Source organism: Geodermatophilus sp. CPCC 205761, from assembly GCF_051383655.1.
Classification (GTDB): Bacteria; Actinomycetota; Actinomycetes; order Mycobacteriales; family Geodermatophilaceae; genus Geodermatophilus.
This window is the reverse complement of sequence record NZ_JALPKQ010000001.1, coordinates 1-17,620: the sequence shown is the minus strand read 5'-3', so window position 1 is coordinate 17,620 and position 17,620 is coordinate 1. Positions and strand designations below refer to the sequence as shown.

18 protein-coding genes, 1 pseudogene and 1 other annotated feature are annotated in these 17,620 nt (G+C 70.9%); of the genes and pseudogenes, 8 read left to right on the top strand and 11 right to left on the bottom strand.

The features are described 5' to 3' along the window. Positions 1-65 precede the first annotated feature (65 nt). On the bottom strand, positions 66-902 hold the full coding sequence (gene ppk2, locus MY526_RS00095) for a polyphosphate kinase 2 (RefSeq protein ID WP_436689713.1): 837 nt from the start codon (positions 900-902) through the stop codon (positions 66-68). 86 nt (positions 903-988) lie between these two features. Between ppk2 and MY526_RS00090 the strand changes: the two genes are divergently transcribed. The 3 genes from MY526_RS00090 (at position 989) to MY526_RS00080 (ending at position 4,154) form a co-directional block, all read left to right on the top strand. Next, positions 989-1,408 (top strand): DUF1761 domain-containing protein, encoded by a 420-nt coding sequence (locus MY526_RS00090; RefSeq protein WP_436702908.1) that lies wholly within the window; start codon positions 989-991, stop codon positions 1,406-1,408. Between the two features lie 304 nt (positions 1,409-1,712). Then, a complete protein-coding gene (locus MY526_RS00085) occupies positions 1,713-2,681 on the top strand; it encodes a hypothetical protein (protein ID WP_436702906.1) in 969 nt (322 codons plus the stop codon). A 9-nt stretch (positions 2,682-2,690) separates the two neighbouring features. Continuing rightward, positions 2,691-4,154: a protein adenylyltransferase SelO gene (locus tag MY526_RS00080; RefSeq protein ID WP_436702905.1), complete on the top strand. Its 1,464-nt coding sequence runs from the start codon at positions 2,691-2,693 to the stop codon at positions 4,152-4,154. Positions 4,155-4,161: 7 nt separating this feature from the next. On the opposite strand, the gene MY526_RS00075 is transcribed toward MY526_RS00080, so the two are convergent. The 5 genes from MY526_RS00075 to MY526_RS00055 all read right to left on the bottom strand — a co-directional run bounded on the left by MY526_RS00075 (position 4,162) and on the right by MY526_RS00055 (position 8,125). Beyond that, positions 4,162-4,809, bottom strand: a complete 648-nt coding sequence (locus MY526_RS00075; protein ID WP_436702903.1) for a DUF6308 family protein — start codon at positions 4,807-4,809, stop codon at positions 4,162-4,164. Between the two features lie 173 nt (positions 4,810-4,982). Continuing rightward, the gene (locus MY526_RS00070) at positions 4,983-5,489 is read right to left on the bottom strand and encodes a SixA phosphatase family protein (RefSeq protein ID WP_436702901.1); all 507 of its coding nucleotides are present in this window, start codon (positions 5,487-5,489) and stop codon (positions 4,983-4,985) included. Between the two features lie 134 nt (positions 5,490-5,623). Then, positions 5,624-6,436, bottom strand: a complete 813-nt coding sequence (locus tag MY526_RS00065; RefSeq protein WP_436689701.1) for an SRPBCC family protein — start codon at positions 6,434-6,436, stop codon at positions 5,624-5,626. Positions 6,437-6,545: 109 nt separating this feature from the next. Then, positions 6,546-7,139 carry a hypothetical protein gene (locus tag MY526_RS00060; protein WP_436702899.1) on the bottom strand — a complete coding sequence of 198 codons (594 nt, stop codon included), beginning with the start codon at positions 7,137-7,139 and terminating at the stop codon, positions 6,546-6,548. A gap of 167 nt (positions 7,140-7,306) precedes the next feature. Beyond that, positions 7,307-8,125: an alpha/beta fold hydrolase gene (locus MY526_RS00055; protein ID WP_436702897.1), complete on the bottom strand. Its 819-nt coding sequence runs from the start codon at positions 8,123-8,125 to the stop codon at positions 7,307-7,309. 164 nt (positions 8,126-8,289) lie between these two features. Here MY526_RS00055 and MY526_RS00050 point away from each other — a divergent pair, with 164 nt between their 5' ends. Then, positions 8,290-10,308 carry a transcriptional regulator gene (locus MY526_RS00050; RefSeq protein ID WP_436689695.1) on the top strand — a complete coding sequence of 673 codons (2,019 nt, stop codon included), beginning with the start codon at positions 8,290-8,292 and terminating at the stop codon, positions 10,306-10,308. A 143-nt stretch (positions 10,309-10,451) separates the two neighbouring features. Here the strand turns inward: MY526_RS00050 and MY526_RS00045 are convergent, their stop codons facing one another. The 4 genes from MY526_RS00045 to MY526_RS00030 form a co-directional block, all read right to left on the bottom strand. Then, complete coding sequence (locus MY526_RS00045; RefSeq protein WP_436689693.1) at positions 10,452-10,988, bottom strand: tryptophan-rich sensory protein; 537 nt, start codon at positions 10,986-10,988, stop codon at positions 10,452-10,454. Beyond that, positions 10,985-11,599 carry a hypothetical protein gene (locus MY526_RS00040; protein WP_436702895.1) on the bottom strand — a complete coding sequence of 205 codons (615 nt, stop codon included), beginning with the start codon at positions 11,597-11,599 and terminating at the stop codon, positions 10,985-10,987. The genes MY526_RS00045 and MY526_RS00040 overlap by 4 nt, the downstream gene beginning before the upstream one ends. A 197-nt stretch (positions 11,600-11,796) precedes the next feature. Continuing rightward, complete coding sequence (locus tag MY526_RS00035; RefSeq protein WP_436689689.1) at positions 11,797-12,321, bottom strand: TetR/AcrR family transcriptional regulator; 525 nt, start codon at positions 12,319-12,321, stop codon at positions 11,797-11,799. Next, a complete protein-coding gene (locus MY526_RS00030) occupies positions 12,314-12,766 on the bottom strand; it encodes an SRPBCC family protein (RefSeq protein ID WP_436689687.1) in 453 nt (150 codons plus the stop codon). The genes MY526_RS00035 and MY526_RS00030 overlap by 8 nt, the downstream gene beginning before the upstream one ends. Positions 12,767-14,271: 1,505 nt before the next feature. Between MY526_RS00030 and MY526_RS00025 the strand changes: the two genes are divergently transcribed. Then, positions 14,272-14,895 (top strand): hypothetical protein, encoded by a 624-nt coding sequence (locus MY526_RS00025; RefSeq protein ID WP_436689685.1) that lies wholly within the window; start codon positions 14,272-14,274, stop codon positions 14,893-14,895. A gap of 250 nt (positions 14,896-15,145) precedes the next feature. Here MY526_RS00025 and MY526_RS00020 read toward each other — a convergent pair whose 3' ends face one another. Continuing rightward, positions 15,146-15,646, bottom strand: coding sequence for a hypothetical protein (locus MY526_RS00020; RefSeq protein ID WP_436689683.1), 501 nt, complete (start codon positions 15,644-15,646; stop codon positions 15,146-15,148). Between the two features lie 972 nt (positions 15,647-16,618). On the opposite strand from MY526_RS00020, the gene MY526_RS00015 reads away from it, so the two are divergent. The 3 genes and pseudogenes from MY526_RS00015 to MY526_RS00005 all read left to right on the top strand — a co-directional run. Beyond that, positions 16,619-17,008, top strand: coding sequence for a transposase (locus MY526_RS00015; protein ID WP_436702893.1), 390 nt, complete (start codon positions 16,619-16,621; stop codon positions 17,006-17,008). Continuing rightward, positions 16,903-17,030: a sequence feature (AL1L pseudoknot), on the top strand. Its footprint overlaps the gene before it by 106 nt. Positions 17,031-17,098: 68 nt before the next feature. After that, a pseudogene (locus MY526_RS00010) lies at positions 17,099-17,236 on the top strand (IS3 family transposase); the annotation flags it as partial. After that, a partial coding sequence (locus tag MY526_RS00005; protein WP_436703069.1) for a DDE-type integrase/transposase/recombinase occupies positions 17,210-17,620 on the top strand: 411 nt, incomplete at its 3' end. The pseudogene MY526_RS00010 and the gene MY526_RS00005, both read left to right, overlap by 27 nt.

The following is a 17,620-nucleotide window of genomic DNA, read 5'->3' as shown; positions in this document are numbered from 1 at the left end:
GGGGCAGTCTTCGCCGTCGTCCGCGGGGTCAGGGAGGGGTGCCGCGCGCTCCTCCGCCCGGGGAGTCAGGGCACGACGTCGGGGATGATGTTCTGGCTGTCCTTCGGCGGCCGCACGTAGTCGTCCTGCACCGGGGGCCGGGGCGGCAGCGTCGGCGGCTCGGGGGTGAGGTCCTCGTAGGGGACCTGGGCGAGCAGGTGGTTGATGACGTTGAGGCGGGCCCGCTTCTTGACCTCGGCCTCGACCACCCACCACGGCGCCTCCGGGATGTCCGTGGCGGCGAACATCGCGTCCTTGGCGCGGGAGAAGTCGACCCAGCGGTTGCGGGCCTCGAGGTCCATCGGGCTCAGCTTCCAGCGCTTGGTCGGGTCCTTGAGCCGGGCCTGGAAGCGCTTCTCCTGCTCGACGTCGCTGACCGAGAACCAGTACTTGATCAGCGTGATCCCGCTGCGGACGAGCATCCGCTCGAACTCCGGGCACGAGCGGAGGAACTCGCGGTACTCCGCCTCGGTGCAGAAGCCCATGACCCGCTCGACTCCGGCGCGGTTGTACCAGGACCGGTCGAACAGGACCATCTCGCCCTTCGCCGGCAGGTGCGCGACGTAGCGCTGGAAGTACCACTGGCCCCGTTCGCGGTCGGTCGGCGCCGCGAGCGCGACGACGCGGGCGGCACGGGGGTTGAGGGTCTCGGTGATCCGCTGGATCGCCCCGCCCTTGCCCGCCGCGTCCCGACCCTCGAAGACGACGACGACCCGCAGGCCCCGGGCCCGGATGAACTCCTGCTGCTTGACCAGCTCGATCTGCAGCCGGGCGATCTCCTTCTCGTAGTAGGCCTTGTCCACCTTCGCGGTCGACTGCGGCGCTTCTTCCACCGACGGCGCTGATCTACGGGCTGCTGCCATGCTGCGGAGGATCGACCCGCCGCGGCAGGTCGGCAACCCGGGTCGGTCTACCGATGACTCCCCCGGCTCCCCGCCGTCTGACCTGCATGAGGCAACGGGAGACGGACCTGCGGAGGGTCGGCGTCGCATCCGCGGCGGCCGTGGCCGCGAGCGGCGCCTGGTACGCGGCGTTCGGGAAGGAGCTGGCCCGGCTGGACGACGCCTACGCCGACCCCTCGATGCCGGCCTGGGTGCTGCCGGTCGAGCTGGTGCGCAGCGGCACGGTCGCGGCGGCCGTGGCGGCCCTCGCCGCGCGGACCGGGGTGACCACGACGCGGGAGGCGGTGACGCTCGGGCTGACGCTGTGGGGCGCCTTCCCCGTCGTCCTGCTCACCGGCTCCGTCGTCCACGAGAGGGTGCCGTGGCGACAGGCCGCGATCCACGCGGGCGACTGGCTGGTGAAGCTGGTGCTGGTCTCGACGATCGCCGGCCGAAGCGGCCGGAGGGCCGACTGGGCCGCCCGATGACCGCGGGCTCAGCGAGTGCCGGGCTTGCTGCTACCGGCCACCTACAGGTGCGGGAGTCGTCCGCGGCTCTCAACGTCGGTTGGGTCGAGCCGCGACGCCGTCGGGCGCCAACAGCTCGCCGACATCCGTTCCCATGGCGCGCGCTGCGGTGACGCATCCGTGACGTGTCGCCGGGATGGTGGACCGTCGAGTTCGACGGATCCATTCGCGAGCGGCCGATGGAGCTGCTCGGTCGAGGAGCCGAGCCCACGTCTCCCATCGACCGCTGAGCGCTGCGATCCGGCCTCAACGGCGAGGAACGCTCATGACCGGTTACGAACCTTCGTCAAGCGGTGTCGGCCCCTTCTCGGTCCTCCAGGCGCTCAACAGCTCCCTGAAAGAGGTGCAACTCAGAGATCGCACTTACGCCTTCTTCGTCCTTGCACTGACGCTTCTGGGTACAGCCATCGTCTCCACCTCGACCGACGAGGAGACGAGAAGGACCACGATCATCGTCGTCGCGATTGTCGTCCTCGCCGGCTCCGCCATCACTCTTGCGTTGTCCCTGCGCGATGCGCGAGAACAGCGGTTCTGGATAGTCGACTACGAACCGCGCCAGGCGGCGGCCCGGCTGGCCGATGGGCTCTGGTGGCAATACGTGCTGGTCCCCAGCAGAGACGGCGGAGCGAGACTGGAAGCCGTGACCCTGCTGGAGATCCGTTTGTCCGGCTCCGTGGATGCGTTCGACCTGTCCGGCAGGCAGTACGACTCACAAGGCCTGTTCCTGGCCTGGTGGGGTGCCACCGCCGTGGCCATCGAGAGGCTCGCACCCGTCCGCCTCTTCTACAGGTTCGAGGGCCATACCTACAAGTGCGAGGACGAGCTGGTCGGGCCGGTCATGGGTATCGGCGAGTTCCACTTCGAGGTCGGTGAGAAGATCAGGAGTGCCAATCTCGGCCACGGATGGTTCCTCACCGGTCAACCGACAGGCGAGATCCTGTCATTCGCCAACCAGCGACAAGTCGACCTCGTACGTGTCAAGCCTGGCGACCGAAAGATCCTGGAGAACGCCTACACCGACGAGGAGATCGACAACCGTCGACGGTTGATCGCCTCCCACTTCACGAGCCGGGATCAGCTGTACCGACTCGGGGAGTCGGCTCCGCACAAGCGCGACCGGTCCTCTCTGGACAGCGATCCCAGTTCTGGGAGTCCGGCGGTTCAGACGGCGACTGACGTCCTCCCGGCCGGGGCGAGCCGCTCGACTTCTGACGCCTCGCCAACTCCCCCGTAACCTCGGTGGATGAGCGTCGCCCCGCCGCCGACCATCGCCCTCGGCAACCGCTTCGCCAGCGAGCTCGCCGAACTGGCGCTCCCCTGGCAGGCCGACGCCGCCCCCGACCCGCAGGTGCTGGTGCTCAACGAGCCGCTGGCCACCGAACTCGGCCTCGATCCTGGCTGGCTGCGGTCCGACGAGGGCCGGCGGCTGTTGGTCGGCAACCTCGTTCCCGAGGGGGCCACCCCGGTGGCGCAGGCCTACGCCGGGCACCAGTTCGGCTGGTACGCCCCGCGGCTCGGCGACGGCCGCGCCCTCCTGCTCGGTGAGCTCGCCGACGCCGACGGCCGCCTCCGCGACCTGCACCTCAAGGGCTCCGGGCGCACGCCGTTCTCCCGTGGTGCGGACGGCCTCGCCGCGGTCGGTCCGATGCTGCGCGAGTACGTCGTCAGCGAGGCGATGCACGCGCTCGGCATCCCCACGACGCGCTCCCTCGCCGTCGTGGCGACCGGGCGGCAGGTGCGCCGCGAGACCCTGCTCCCGGGCGCCGTGCTCGCCCGGGTCGCCGGCAGCCACCTGCGCGTGGGGACCTTCCAGTACGCCCGGGCGACCGACGACGTCGACCTGCTGCGCCGCCTGGCCGACCACGCGATCGCGCGCCACCACCCCGGCGCCGCGGCGGCCGAGCGCCCGTACCTGGCGCTGTTCGAGGCGGTGGTCGCCGTCCAGGCCTCGCTCGTGGCCCGGTGGATGCTCGTGGGGTTCGTCCACGGGGTCATGAACACCGACAACACGACCATCTCGGGCGAGACCATCGACTACGGGCCCTGTGCCTTCCTGGAGGCGTTCGACCCCGCCACGGTCTACAGCTCGATCGACGAGAGCGGGCGCTACGCGTACGGCAACCAGCCGCTGGTGGCCGAGTGGAACCTCGCCCGGCTCGCCGAGGCCCTCCTCCCGCTCATCGACGACGACCCGGAGACGGCGGTCGCGCTCGCGGTGGAGTCCCTCGGCGCGTTCCGCCGTCGGTACGGCGCGGCCTGGTCGGCCGGGATGCGCGCGAAGCTCGGTCTGCCCGAGGGTCTGGACGACGCGGTGGCCTCGGCGCTGGGCGACGAGTGGCTCGCCCTGCTCCGGCGGGACCACGTCGACCACACGTCGTCCTTCCGCGCACTGGGTGCGGCCGCTCGCGGCGACGTCGACCTGGCCCGCAACCTGTTCCTGGACCTCGCGGGGTTCGACGCCTGGCTGGAGCGCTGGCGCGCCCTGGGTCCGGACCCCGATGCGATGGACCGGGTCAACCCCGCCTACATCCCCCGCAACCACCTCGTCGAGGAGGCGCTCGCGGCCGCGACCGACGGCGACCTGGGGCCGCTGGAACGGCTGCTCGACGCGGTGACCGACCCGTTCGGCGAGCGGCCGGGCCTGGAGCGCTACGCCGCCCCGGCCCCGCAGGACTTCGGCGCCTACCGGACGTTCTGCGGGACCTGAGCGCGCGTCACTCCTCGTCGATCGGGCCGGCGCCGGCCCACCAGGCCACGATGTCGAGGGCGCGCAGCGGGGTGATCGGCGGTCCGGCGGCGAAGTTGGTGAGGTCCTCCCAGAACGGGAGCTCCCGCTCGAGGTCGGCCCGCACGGCCTGGGCGAACAGCATCGAGAAGTCCGCCCAGGACCTGGCCTCCGGGGGCACGGGGGCGTCGACGCCGTCCTGGTAGACGCTGCGGACCCGCTCGTCGTAGAGCGGGATGAACGCCGGCCGCTTCCGGTGGAGCACCTTCGACAGCACGGTGCCCCTCACCCCGCCCACCCCGGGACCATCGAGCACCGCGAACAGGCGGGCGAGCAGGCGGTGGTCGGCCGGCCGCGCGTCCAGCAGGGACAGGTCCGGCGGGAGGTCGTCGAGCGCCGACTGGAGCGCCGGCCGCACCCGCTGCAGGTTCTCGTACGTGGTCACCGCGAGGTGCCGGACGTTGAGCAGGACCGGCGCCAGGAAGTCGCCGTCGACGAGAGGTCCCCGCGCTCCCGCGGCGTCGAAGCCGTCGTAGGAGGGGTAGGACCAGCCGACGCCCTCGGTGAGGTACCGCCGGGCGAACGCGCGGGCCTCGCCGCGGTCGACCGTCCGTCCACCGATCGTCAGGGTGCACATCAGCCCACCGTCGCATCCGCTGTGGGCCGGGCGGTCGCGGTTGACCGGCCGGGGCACCCGGAGGGGTGGGGTGGTTCTGCGGCCCCCTCGAGACCTGCGAACTCGTGGCGATCAGCGCGCGATGGCCACGACTTCGCAGGTCTGGCGCGTGGCCGGCGGCTGCCGTGCGGGGATCAGCCGCCCGGCACCTGGAAGTCGGTCAGCGTGGCCGAACCCTCGATGACCGCGGCGAACGGCGCGGCGACGTCGAACAAGGCGACACCACCGGCTGGGAACCCGGCCTCGACGGCACGCCGGGCAACCGGATCGCCGCGACCGTCGTCGAGGGTGCTCACGAGTTCCGCGACCGACGGGTTGTGCCCGACGACCGCCAGGATCCGCACGTCCTCGGAGGTCTCCCGGACGGCGGCGAGCAGCGCCTCGACCGTGTTGTCGTAGATGCGCGAGTCGACGATCGGCTGCCGTCCCGATTCCAGCGCGGCACTCGCCTGCGCCCAGGTCTGCGCCGCCCGACGGGCCGGAGACACGAGCGTCGTGTCGGGCACCATCCCGGCCTCGGCCAGCCAGGTCCCGATCGCCGCGGCCTGCCGTCGGCCTTTCTCGGTGAGCGGCCGGTCCGCATCGACGTGGCCGCCAGCGGCCCTGGCGTGGCGGATCAGCAGGAGTCTGTGCAGCTGCACCGGCCGAGTCTGGCACCTTCCCGCGCGCGGGCTCACCCCGAGTCGCGGACCCGCGGCGTGGTCGCCCCCTCGAGACCTGCGAACTCGTGGCGATCAGCGGGCGATGGCCCCGAGTTCGCAGGTCTCGCGTGTGGTCAGCGGCTGCCGCCGCCGATCATCGGGTCGTCGCCGGTGTCGCGCACGCCCTTCTCCACGCCCTCGGTCGACGGCGCGGTGGTGTAGCCCTCTGGGTGCGACTCCTCGACCAGCACGTCGTCACGCACCGCGTCGTCGGGTGGCTGCGGGACGACGGCCACCTCCTGCGGCTGGACCACGCCCTGCTCCGTCTCGGACTGCTGGCCGCTCCTGGACGTCGCCGCGGCGACACCTGCGGCCGCGACGCCGGCCACGGCTGCCGCGCCGGCGATGACGCCCTTCGCCGACACCCCTGCCTTCCCGCTGTCGCCTTCCGAGCCGAAGGCGGCACCGACCCCGGGCGTGCCGACGTCGAGGTCCTCGTTCACCGAGCCCCGCCAGGCACCGCTGGCGTAGCCCTGGTCCTCGATCAGCGCCTTGAACCGCTCCAGGTCGGACTTCACCTGCCGCTCGACGATGCCGAGCTTGTCGCCGACCTGCTCCACGAGACCCTCGGGCTCGTACTCCAACTGCAGGTAGACGATGGTCGAGTTCGCCCCGGCGGGCTCGAACCGGACCGCACCCGCGTTCGTCGCGCCGCTCGTGGCGGCCCAGGCGACCTTCTGGTCCGGCACCTGCTCCAGGATCGCGGCCTCCCACTCCCGCTTCACACCGGCGATCTCGGCGACCCAGTGCAGTCGCTGGTCGTCGAGCTGGCGGACCTGCTTCACCCCGCCCATGAAGTGCGGGAAGTCCTCGAACTGGGTCCACTGGTTGTAGGCCGTGGTCACCGGTACGTCGACCTGGATCGACTTCTCCACCTTGGTCGTCATCGCGCGCCCTCCCTCGTCTCAGGACTTCCGGAACAACGTGTCCCAGCGCTACCCCGGGTGCCGGCAGGTGAAGCCCGCGGCCGCTGAGGGCCTCGTGGCGCGGGGGCGTTCAACCCTGCGCCTGGCACCAGTCCTGCAGGTCCTCCCGGGCAGCCCGCCAGGGATCGGCATCGCTCTCGTCCAGCGTCGGGCGGGTGGCGAGACCGTCGTGGAGGGCGGTGACGGCGGCCATGGCCGGCGCCGCTGCCTCGGGCAGTCCGGCCCCGACCCGGTACACCGCCGCCCACGCCCGATCCCACGCCGCGCGCATCTCCGCGGCGGTGGCTGCCCGGTCGCCGCCACCCCCGCCCTCGGCCAGCGCCTCGGTCTCGTAGGCGGTGACCGCATCCGTGAGCGCCGCGACCGCGTCGGCACATGCCACGGCCATCGGCGACGAGGTGACCGAGGCCGGTACGGGGGCCGCCTGCTCCGGCTCGCCCGCGTCGGGGTGGACCGCCCCCGGGTCCGGTGGAGCCGGGTCGGGTGGAGCAGGGTCGGGCGGCGCCGGGTCGGGCGGGGCGGGGTCGGGCGCGGCCGGCTCGGGGACGACCGTCACCAAGACCGTGGCGACGGGTTCACCCGCCGACTCCTCCCCGCTGCAGCCGCACAGGGCCAGGGCGGTCGCCAGGAGCACCGGCCCCACCCGCTGTCCCCGGGTGCGCATGCCCGACGGTGACACCGTCGAGGGGACGGCGCAGAGGCAGGGCGCCCGCGAACGGGTGTTCCCGTCGCGCCGTCACCGAGCGGCAGGACAGCCGCTCACCCCGCTGGGCCGGATCGCCTGGACGGGGTCCAGCAGCTGGGGGCGACGGATGGCCGGCGCGGCCCTCCTCAGCCGGCCATCGGATGGCGGCCCAGGAAGTCGGCCATGGCTCTGGCCACCGGCGGGGATTGCTGGATGTGCAGGAGGTGGCCGACGCCGTCGATCGTGCGCTCCTCGACCTGCCGGAGTGAGGAACGGAGGAAGCCGGCGACCTCCACCCACAGCGGCTGGGTGTCCGCGCCGAGCACCGACAAGACGGGGCGATCGATGGCGGCAGCCTCCTCGGACCTGAACGCCCACTCGGCCAGGGCCGGCAGCTCGACGCCGAAGAAGGTGTCCGCGTCCTTGACCGCCTGCTCCACGGCGCCCGGTAGCCGCTCGTCGAGAACCGCCCGGCAGGTCACCCAGTCGACGCCGCCCACGACACTCAGGAACCGGGCCACCGCTCCCTCGTGGTCGCCGCTGCCGTACGCCTCGAACGCGGGGCCGACCTGCTGGAAGAAGGCCTCGCCGCTGGGCACGGAGAGCAGCGACAGCTCCAGCAGGGCCAGCGTGTGCACGCGATCCGGGCAGTCCAGTGCCAGCTGGGCCGCGACCGCCGCGCCGCTGGAGTGGCCGGCTATGTGGGCGCGCGGCACGCCCAAGTGCGCCAGGAGCGCCCCGGCGTCGGCAGCGTGCGTCGCCACGCTCACCGGCGGCGGCGAGTGGGTGCTGCTGACCCAACCCCGCTTGTGGTACCGGATCAGCTGATAGCGGCCGGCGAGCGCCGGTTCTGAGAGCAGCGGCAGGAACCCGTCGGCGAGGACGGGGCTGATGAGCAGCACGGGTTCACCGGATCCGACCACCTCGTAGGCGAGTTCGACGTCGTTGACGGTTGCACGCTCCATGACTTCTCCTCGGATGCCTCGCTGATTCGGGGGTTCGTGGTCCCCACCCGAGATGCGGAAGGAGGACTGTTACGGCGGTAACCGCCACGGTTACGGCGGCCGTCGGACACGGCAGGGGCGCGATGAGCGGTGGCGCTGAGCACGGCCTCGTGGAGCGGGCACGGGTGGCAGCTTCCCGAGGCGCCTGGCAGCAGGCCTTCGACCTGTTCATCGAGGCGGACGCGAACGGCCTCCTGGAGGCCGCCGATCTCGAGGCGCTCGGCGAGGTCGCCTATACGGCCGGCCAGCTGGATGTGACCATCGAGGCGTGGGAGCGGGTCCACGCCGCCGGTCTGCAAGCCGGAGACCATCTCGCGGCCGCGGGAGCCGCCGTGCGCGTCGCCATGCACCTGCTCTTCGACACCGCCCTCATGGCCCCGGTGCGTGGCTGGTTGGCACGAGCGGACGGGCTTCTGGAGGATCGAGGCCCGACACCTGTGCACGCGTGGCTGGGCGTCGTCCGCGCGTACGAGCGGATGCTGACCGGCGACCTGCCGAACGCTCGGCGCTGGGCGCGCCAGGCCATCGAGGTGGGTTCGACGTGTGATCCAGCCGCGGCCACCATCGGACAGGTCGCACAGGCCCGGTTGCTCATCCTGGACGGCGATGTCCGGCGCGGTCTGACGCTGCTCGACCAGGCCGGGGTGACGGCCGTGTCCGGGGACCTCGATCCCCTCTCGACCGGGGTCGTCTACTGCGAACTGGTGTGCGCTCTACAGGGCCTGGCCCAGTACGACCTGGCCGAGCAGTGGACCGAAGCGATGGAACGCTGGGGCGAGAGGAGTGCCATCGGGAGCCTCCACGGGCGCTGCCGGGTCCACCGCGCCGAGATCCTCCGGCTCCGGGGGGCGTGCAGCGAGGCGGAGGGTCAGGCGCTGATGGCCTGCGAGGAACTACGCCCCTACCTGGGACGCGAGCTCGGGTGGCCGCTGAACGAGCTCGGACGCATCCGCCTGCACAAGGGGGACATCGCGGGTGCGGAGGAAGCCCTGCTGGCCAGCCACCGCGCCGGGTGGGATCCCCAACCGGGTCTGGCTCTGGTACGCCTGAGCCGGGGGGACGTGACCACCGCGGCCGCCTCCATCCGAGACGCGCTCGAGCGCCCTCTGCGGGTGCCGTGGAAAGAGCGCCCACCGGACACCGACCTGCAGCGTGCGCCGCTGTTGGAGGCGCAGGTCGAGATCGAGATCGCGGCCGGCGACGTCGTCCGCGCCCGATCGGCCGCGGACCAACTGCAACTCGTCGCCGCCCGTTTCCAGAACAAGGCCTTGACCGCCAGCGCCGCCCTCGCGCGCGGCAGGGTCCAGCTCGCCGACGGCGATGCGGCCCAGGCCGAGCAGTCCTTGTCCGAAGCGGTAGGACTCTGGAACGAAGTGGGCGCACCGTACGAGGCGGCACGCGCACGGATGGGCCTGGCCGAGGCACACGCCGCCAGCGGAAGCGAGCACCGGGCCGCCCTGGAGCGCCGAGCAGCCCGGACGATCCTCGACAGGATCGCGGCCGCGCCACTCGTGGACCCCCCCGGCGGCCAGGCTCCCCTGGACGGGCCGTCGGACGCCAGCGACAACGTCTTCCGTCGCGCGGGCGACTACTGGTCAGTGGTCTTCGACGGGCAGACGGTCCTCGTGCGCGACCTCAAGGGCATGCGGTACCTCGCACGGCTGCTCGCCCATCCGGGACACGAGTTCCATGTGCTGGACCTCGTCGCCGCGGAGGCCGGCACGAGTGCGCCCGGCGCCACCGGCCGGGCCGCAGAGGTCACGCACTCGACGTTCGGTGACGCGGGCGAGCTCCTCGACGCGCAGGCCAGGGACGCCTACCGGCGGCGCCTCACCGAGATCGAGGACGACATCGCCGAGGCGCGGGAGATGGGGGACGCCGGACGAGCTGCGCAGTCCGACGCCGAACGCGACTTCCTGGTGCACGAGCTCGCCCGTGCATTCGGGCTCGGTGGCCGTGGTCGACGAGCTGCGTCCTCGTCCGAGCGCGCCCGAGCCGGCGTCACCCGCGCGATCCGTCAGGCGATCGCGCGGATCGGTGAGCACCATCTCGAACTCGGCGAGCACCTGGACCGCACGATCCGCACCGGTACGTACTGCGCCTACGTCCCCGATCCCCGCGCGCCCGCCGGATGGGTGTTCTGACATCGGGAGGCGGCGGCCGGCGATCGACCCTTGCTGCAGCTACACATCGAAGCGGAAATCCACGGAGGTCGCCGTCCTGCCCGACGTGGTCCTCGCCCTCCATGCGCACCGAGCCGCGGGACTGCGCCTCGGCGCCCCGCTGGTCAGTCATCGGTCCCGGGGAGGTGTGTCCGCACGCGTGTGGGATTCAGCCGCCACAGCCGGTAGACCCACGGCAGGTCGTAGATGACGACGTAGGCCGTGTACGGGGTCAATGCGTGGCGCGAGTGTGCGTCCCCCGCAACCGATCGCTGTAGCGCCACCAGAGGAACGATGAAGGCGCACAGTCCGACGACGCCGGCACGAGTGCTTCGACGGCCGAAGAAGGCTCCGTTCCAGGCCTCGTTGCCGACGATGACCGCCACGCTCCATGCGGTGCTCCTGGCGTCGCGACGGTCGATGCTCCGTGCCAGCACGTAGCCGATGACCCCGTAGTAGAGCCCAGCAACGACCACGAGAGCAGGCATCGGCAACTGCCAGCGCGGAGCTGTGAGGCCTCGGAACCAGTCCATCGCCGCCTTGCCGACGAAGGCGTTCCCGGCAACCGCGGCCACCCCTGTGCAGACGCTCGCCCGCACCAAGGACTGCCGCCTCATGCGGATGGGCACGGTCGTGGCCGCAGGAGGGTTCTGGATGGTCATCGGGGATCTCCTGTCCGGTGAGTAGGGCGTGCCGAGACGCGGCCCGGGATTACGACGAACTCGGGCGATGTCACGACGGGCCGGACCGTCAGCTGGTCGGCGTGCCCGTGACGGCGCTCTCGCAGCCGCCGGAGCGCCCATAGGAAGGCGACGTCCCCGAGCACCAGGCCGACCAGCGCAGGCGCGGTCATCGCCCATCCGGTGCCGTCCCCGGAGACGACGCCCCACAGCAGCTTGGCGCCGGCCATGAGGTTGAGGATGACCAGCCCCCACCCGACGGACCGCTTCCAGAACGCGAGACAAAAGGCGGCGAGTGACAGGGGAGCGACCAGCGCCAGCAGGGTCTTCTGGGCGTTCCAGTTGCCGGTGAGCCACTTCCGCTCGAAGTCGAGGAACTCCAGGACCTGCGGATCGGGCTGCGCCGGCGCCGGGAACCAGAAGATGCTGGAGGCCAGCGCGACGAGGGTGCAGGCCATGCCCCAGCCGCTGCGTCGGTAGGCGAACCACGCCAGCGGCAGGAGGAACAGCGGCCTGATGTACCAGCTGAGCGGGTTGGCGTGGCGGTCGAAGGCCCAGTCGCCGAAGTCGGCCAGGCAGTGCGGGATGTCCACGACGGTCTCCCAGGAGTGGATGTGACTGGTACGGGGTGATCGACGACGCCTGTCATCAGTGCGACGAGCGCGACGATCCCGAGGGCATTTCGCTCGACGATCGGCGCGCCACGGCGATGGGTCGACGCTGTGCTCCATCCCGGTACTCCATGGAGGAGCGATCCATCTGCGCGACCGCACGGCTCAGGTGGGGCGCATCACTCGGGGCGCTGCATCGCGGCGATACCGGCCTGCCAGGCCTGCTCGGTGATCCCGTCCTTGGGGAAGCGGTCCGTCAGCTCGAGCAGGACCATGCCGTGGATGAAGGCCCACGCCGCGCGAGCCCGGGCGGGGCTGCCCGTGGCTCGCTGGAGCGGCGCGGCGGTGCGCTCCTCCAGCCCCGGAGGCAGGTCCGCGCGAGGGAGGGGTCGATCGGTCATCAGCCGGTACAGGTGCGGGTGTCCGTGGGCGAAGGCGCGATAGGCCCCGACGAAGGCCGCCAGGGGCTCCGACGCTCCGTCAGTGGCCGTCTCGAACGCCTCGGCGGCCTCTTCGAAGCCTGCGATGATGATCGCGACCTCCAGCGCGTCCTTGCCGGGTACGTGCTTGTAGAGGGACGGGGCCCGGATCCCCAGGACCTCGGCGATCCGACGCATGGTCAGCGCGTCTGAGCCCTCCCGCTCCAGGACATCGCGGGCCACGGCCACGATCTCGCGCGCGCGGGTCGAGAGCGGGTCAGCCACGACGGCGCGACGTGGCGTGCTCCGCCCGGCTCTTGAGCGCCTCGTTCATCGCCTCGAACGCAGGCAGCGTGGTCCGGTCTAGCGACGCTGCGAGGAACGGGACGAGCACGCCTCGGAACTCCTCCAGCTGGATCAGCCGGGTGTCGCTGCCCCGCGGCTCGAGCGTGAAGGTGTGCTCGGCGTCCATCAAGCCGGGAATCCCCACCGTGCCGCGCCACCGCAATTGCCGGCCCACGTCCACCTCGATGAGCCGGGGGTGCAGGGTCGCCGCTCGACCGCCTACCGGCTGCATGGTCAGGGTCAGCCGACGGCCCGGCTCCACGACCCCCTCTGCCCGCACGATGAACGGATTCCACGCCGGATAGGCGGCGAGATCGGTGAGCACCCGCCAGACCTGGTCAGGTGTCGCAGCGATGTCGACGTCGGCGATCAGTCGCTTGGCCATGACGTTCCTCCTCCGCACTGGCTAACGTTGTTAGCGCACAGAGTGGCTAACAACGTTAGCCTTCGTCAAGACCCTTGATGCTGATGGTCCTCCGGCAGAGAGCCGGGGCCAGATCACCCGCATGTCCGCCATGCTCAGGAGGCGGACGTGGAGCATCCGAGGTGCTGTTCGTCGGCGGCGGCAACCCGGCATCTCCCTTTGCGGCGGGGTTGATCCACAACGGCGCCTCGGACCTCACCCTCGTGGCCCCTCAGCCGGTGCACCGGTACAAGCCGCGGCTGAACCACGTCGCCGGCGGGCAGGCGACGACGGCGGATCTGGAGCGCCCGATGGGAGACGTCGTCCCCGACGGGTGCGGCTGGGTCCGCGACAGCGTCGAGACCGTCGATCCGGGCGCCATGACCGTGCGCACGCGCGGAGGGCGCACGCTGCACTGCTCGACCCTCGACCCTCGACCTCTGCCCCGGTCTGGTGGAGGACACCATGCCACCGGAACCGGCGTCCTGCGGCTCGACGGCGCTCAAGCCGCTGCTCATGGCGTGCGATCACTGGCGGCGCACCGGCGTCCTGGCAGACCTCGAGGTCCGGCTGGTCCTTCTGGACCGACCGCAACGGCCGCACCGGAGGACACCTCGACGGCACCTTCGCCAGCTACGGGGTGGAGGTACTGCGCGAGGCCGGCATCGAGCGGGTGGACTGGGACACCCACGCCATCACGGTCACCTCGCGGACGGGCCGACGGGTGCTCGAGGAGCTCGACTTCACCCCCACTGTCTCGCACCATCGGGCCGGGCTCCGCGCTGGATCGCGGAGGCCGGCCTCACCGCGGACTCGGTCCCTGGCCTCGTCGACATCGACCCGCACACGCTGCGCTCCCGACGGCACGAGTCGATCTGGACGATCGGCGATGCGGCCGACGTGGCGACCCGCCCGTCGGGCGGGGCGCTCCGGCACCAGGTCCAGATACTGGCCCATGACACGGCCGCCGCCCGGAACGGGAAGCCGATGCAGCGGTTCGACGGCTACACGGTCATGCCGATCACCGTGAGCCGACGGAAGCTGACGCTCGTCGAGGTCGATCGCGACAGCCGGCCGACCCCGTCGGTGCCGTTCGTCGATCCGATGAAGCCCCGCCGCACGACCTGGTTCGTCGACCGATACGTGCTGCCGGGATCTACTTCCGCCGCATCCTCCGGGCACGGGTCTGACACGCCATCAGACGCCGGAGCGAACGATCAGCGGGTCATCGGCAATCTGTGGACATCGACGGAGGGGGCTGTCGACCAAGCGCCTGTGCCGACGAGTGACGATCGAGCGGAACTACCGCCCCGGACGTCTGACCCCGTCAGGTGCGAGTCTCTTACCCGCGGCCTGACGCCTACCCGACGAGCCAACAGGACTCGGGACAGTCCCCTACAGGTCGCACGTCGAAGTGGAACCCCACACAGACGACATCGGTCAGCGGATCACCAACGCCCCGTCAGGTCGACCACTGGGAGCAAGGAATGGCGATAGTACTCGGCCTCTTCGACTTGCTCGCGTACGCGGTACCAGGATCGCTATACCTGACAGCTCTCGCGTACGCATCTCACCGAGCCGGTTGGATCGAAGTCCCGAGCCTTCTGGGTCTTCCCTCTCTGCTGCTGCTCACCGCCTTGGCTGTCGCGGCGTTCTTGACGGGACAGGCGTCAAGCCCTCTCGGTAGCATCATCGATCGATTAAACCCGTTCAGCTCGATCGAACCGTCGGTAGAGGCGAAGGAGGAGTTTCTTCGACGCAACGCCATTGCAACCCCGCGACGTTTCCTGCAGTTGGATCCGTTCACGCTCCTCGCCGCGCTGGAGGCGGACGACAACGAGGCTGCTGCTGAGATCTCGCGCTTGAGAGCCATCGGCCTGATGCTGAGTCGCTCGGTCCCCCCACTCGCCCTGGGCGCCTTGATGGCTCTCGTGGAGACCTTCACGAGTAGCTCTCCACTGTTTGCAGGACTGACCGCGCTCGTCCTCGCACTTGTCGCAGCGGGATGCCTGTACCAGTCTGCAGCATTCCGTAAGTGGGCGATCATCAGAACGTACGAGCTGTCCTACTGGAATGACGACATAGACGCAAGACTCCCCGATGACGAGTAGCGGGCGACAGAGGGCCTCCAGTCTTGCCAGGGCGCGCACCGCCGCTTCGGTCATGGATTGGTCACGCCAGGCGGCGCGATCGGCCAGGTGGCTCCCGTCGTGCGCCTCTACGAGGGCCTCCCCGTGCCCAAGACGGGTCACGCGGTGAGCTCGAGCCCGCCAGAGCGGATCTGCTGTCAGCCGGTGTCGCTGAGCAGGTCGGGACCCACGCGTGCCCCCGCCATGACGACCCGTGGAGGGGCCCGGGCCGTCAGTCGGAAAGGATCGAGGTCGCCTTGTCGACCGCCTGCCGGGTCAGTTCGTCAAAGCGCTCTTGCTGGCGGTCGGCCTCGGGATCGTCCTCAGAGCGGTCGACGCCCTCGGCCAGCACCAGCACGTCGCCGATGCGGACGATCATGGTGTCCCGCAGGATCGTGGGCCCGTCGTCGTGGTCGGCCTCCATCACCACGCCCACTGCCTCGTCGCCCAACTGCGGCGCCTCGCGCGAGAGCATCCTCACCGTGGCCGTGCTCCCGTCGGGCATCTCGTGCTCGAAGGACCGGCACTCCGACGTCATCGACGCGAACGCAGCGAACCTCTCCGTCGCCACCTCCGGTGACTCCCACAGGGAGACGGACTCGCCGAACGTCGGGACGGGCGGGTCGCCCTCGGCGTAGAGGCTCTGCGCCTCCCCCAGCCGGGTGGGGTCCGCTCCGGAGGTGACCACCCGCGTTTCGGGACAACCGTCGAAACCCCGCTCGTCGAGCGGCACCGCACCGAGGTCGACCCACCCCTCCCCCAGGTCGTCGGTGGTCAAGAGGGCCTCCTCCACCTCCGCCGGGGTGCCGGGTAGCGCGTCGGGGACGGAGGAGTCCGGGATGCCAGGAGTCGTCGGGTCTCCACCACAGGCGACCAGGACGGCAGCGATGCTGATGATGAAGGGGAGCCGACCGGACCACCGCGACTGCCGCCGGCGGGTCAGCCGTCCCTGTTCTGCCACATCCCCTCCTCATCCCCTCGGGCACGCTGCCCTGTGCGCGGCGCGGTGTCCATGCACGAGGGCGCACGCACCCTCACCAAGATCGGGGGAACGGGCGCCTGCCGGACCCGGCACCGAAGGCGACCGCCGTAGACCTGGGGCGAGGGACGGGACAGTTCGAACACCTCTTCGCAGGCGACCACTCGCTCGCGCGCCGGGATGGACGCGCACAGGCAGGTGAGCAGCCACATCTGGCCGGTGGGACATGGCTAACACTCTGTGCAGCGATCCCGGTGACCGTGAGCTCGAACACCTCTTCGCAGGTGACCACCCGCTCGCGCGCCGGGATGGCCGCGCACAGGCAGTTGAGCAGCGTCGTCTTCACAGACAGACATGCGTGGCCCGGAGTCGCCGTTCGGGACGACACCGCCGTGCCAACCAACAGATCACAAGTCTCAGCCCGACGTGGCGGACGGTGTCACACAAGGCCGTCCCAGCTCATTCAGGCCAAGCACACTGCCGTCCAATACCGGCCCATGCCCTCGGTGTCCGTGCAGTACGCGGCCACGCAGTAGTCCGAACAGAGCCTCTACACGTCCCGGCCGACCGGCTCGCGCAAGGCGGGCCGCCATGGGCAGTAACACCTGAGGGCCGTAGACCTATCCAGCGGGAGCATGGCGCTTGGCCGAGTGACTGTCTCGGTGCGCTTGAGGTTGAACCGCCCCGGGATTGATGGAGGCTTCCAACCACCGAAGGACGGAAGTCATGGCGGCACCGCGGAAGTACCCCGACGAGCTGCGTGAGCGGGCGATCCGCCTCGCGCTCGATCTGGTGGAGGGGCCGGAGAAGCTGAGCGTCAACGCCGCGTGCAAGCGGGTCGGCGAGCAGTTGGCGATCGTGCCGGACTCGCTGCGGAACTGGGTGCAGCAGGCCCGCATCGACGCGGGCAGCGCGCCGGGTCTGACGACCGACGAGCGGGCGCGACTGGTCGAGCTGGAGCGGGAGAACCGTGAGCTGCGCCGGGCCAACGCGATCCTCAAGAGCGCGTCGGCTTTCTTCGCAGCCGAGCTCGACCGGCCATCCCAGGCTGATCGACTACATCGACCAGCATCGTCAGGAGTTCGGAGTCGAGCCGATCTGCCGCGCGCTCACTGAGGCGGGCGCGGCGATCGCTTCGAGCACCTACTACGCCGCGCGGACCAGACCTCTCTCGGATCTGTCGGTCCGCGACGAGCAGCTCTAGCCGAAATGGGGCGGGTCTTCGAGGCGAACCTCGGCGTCTACGGAGACCGCAAGGTCTGGCGGACTCTGAAGCGCGAGGGCCATCGGGTGCCGCGCTGCCAGGTCGAGCGGCTGATGCGCGACCTCGGCCTGGCTGGCGCGGTGCGCGGCAAGGTCAAGCGGACCACCGTCCCGGCGCCGACGGTCGACACCCGCCCCGATGACCTGGTGCAGCGCGTCTTCCGGTCCTCGGCGCCCAACCGGCTGTGGGTGGCCGACCTGACCTACGTCGCGACCTGGTCGGGCTGGGTGTACGTCGCCTTCGTCATGGACGTCTACTCGCGGCGCATCGTCGGCTGGCGCTGCTCGACCTCGCTGCGCACCGACCTGGCTGCCGACGCCCTCGAGCAGGGGCTGTGGCAGCGCGCCGTCGACGGCCACGAAGTCCGCGGGCTCATTCACCAGTCGGACAGGGGCTCGCAAGGCGGACTCAACCGGTCGTCGCAACACCCCGTGATCACGGAGGTGTTCGATGGTGCGACGTCA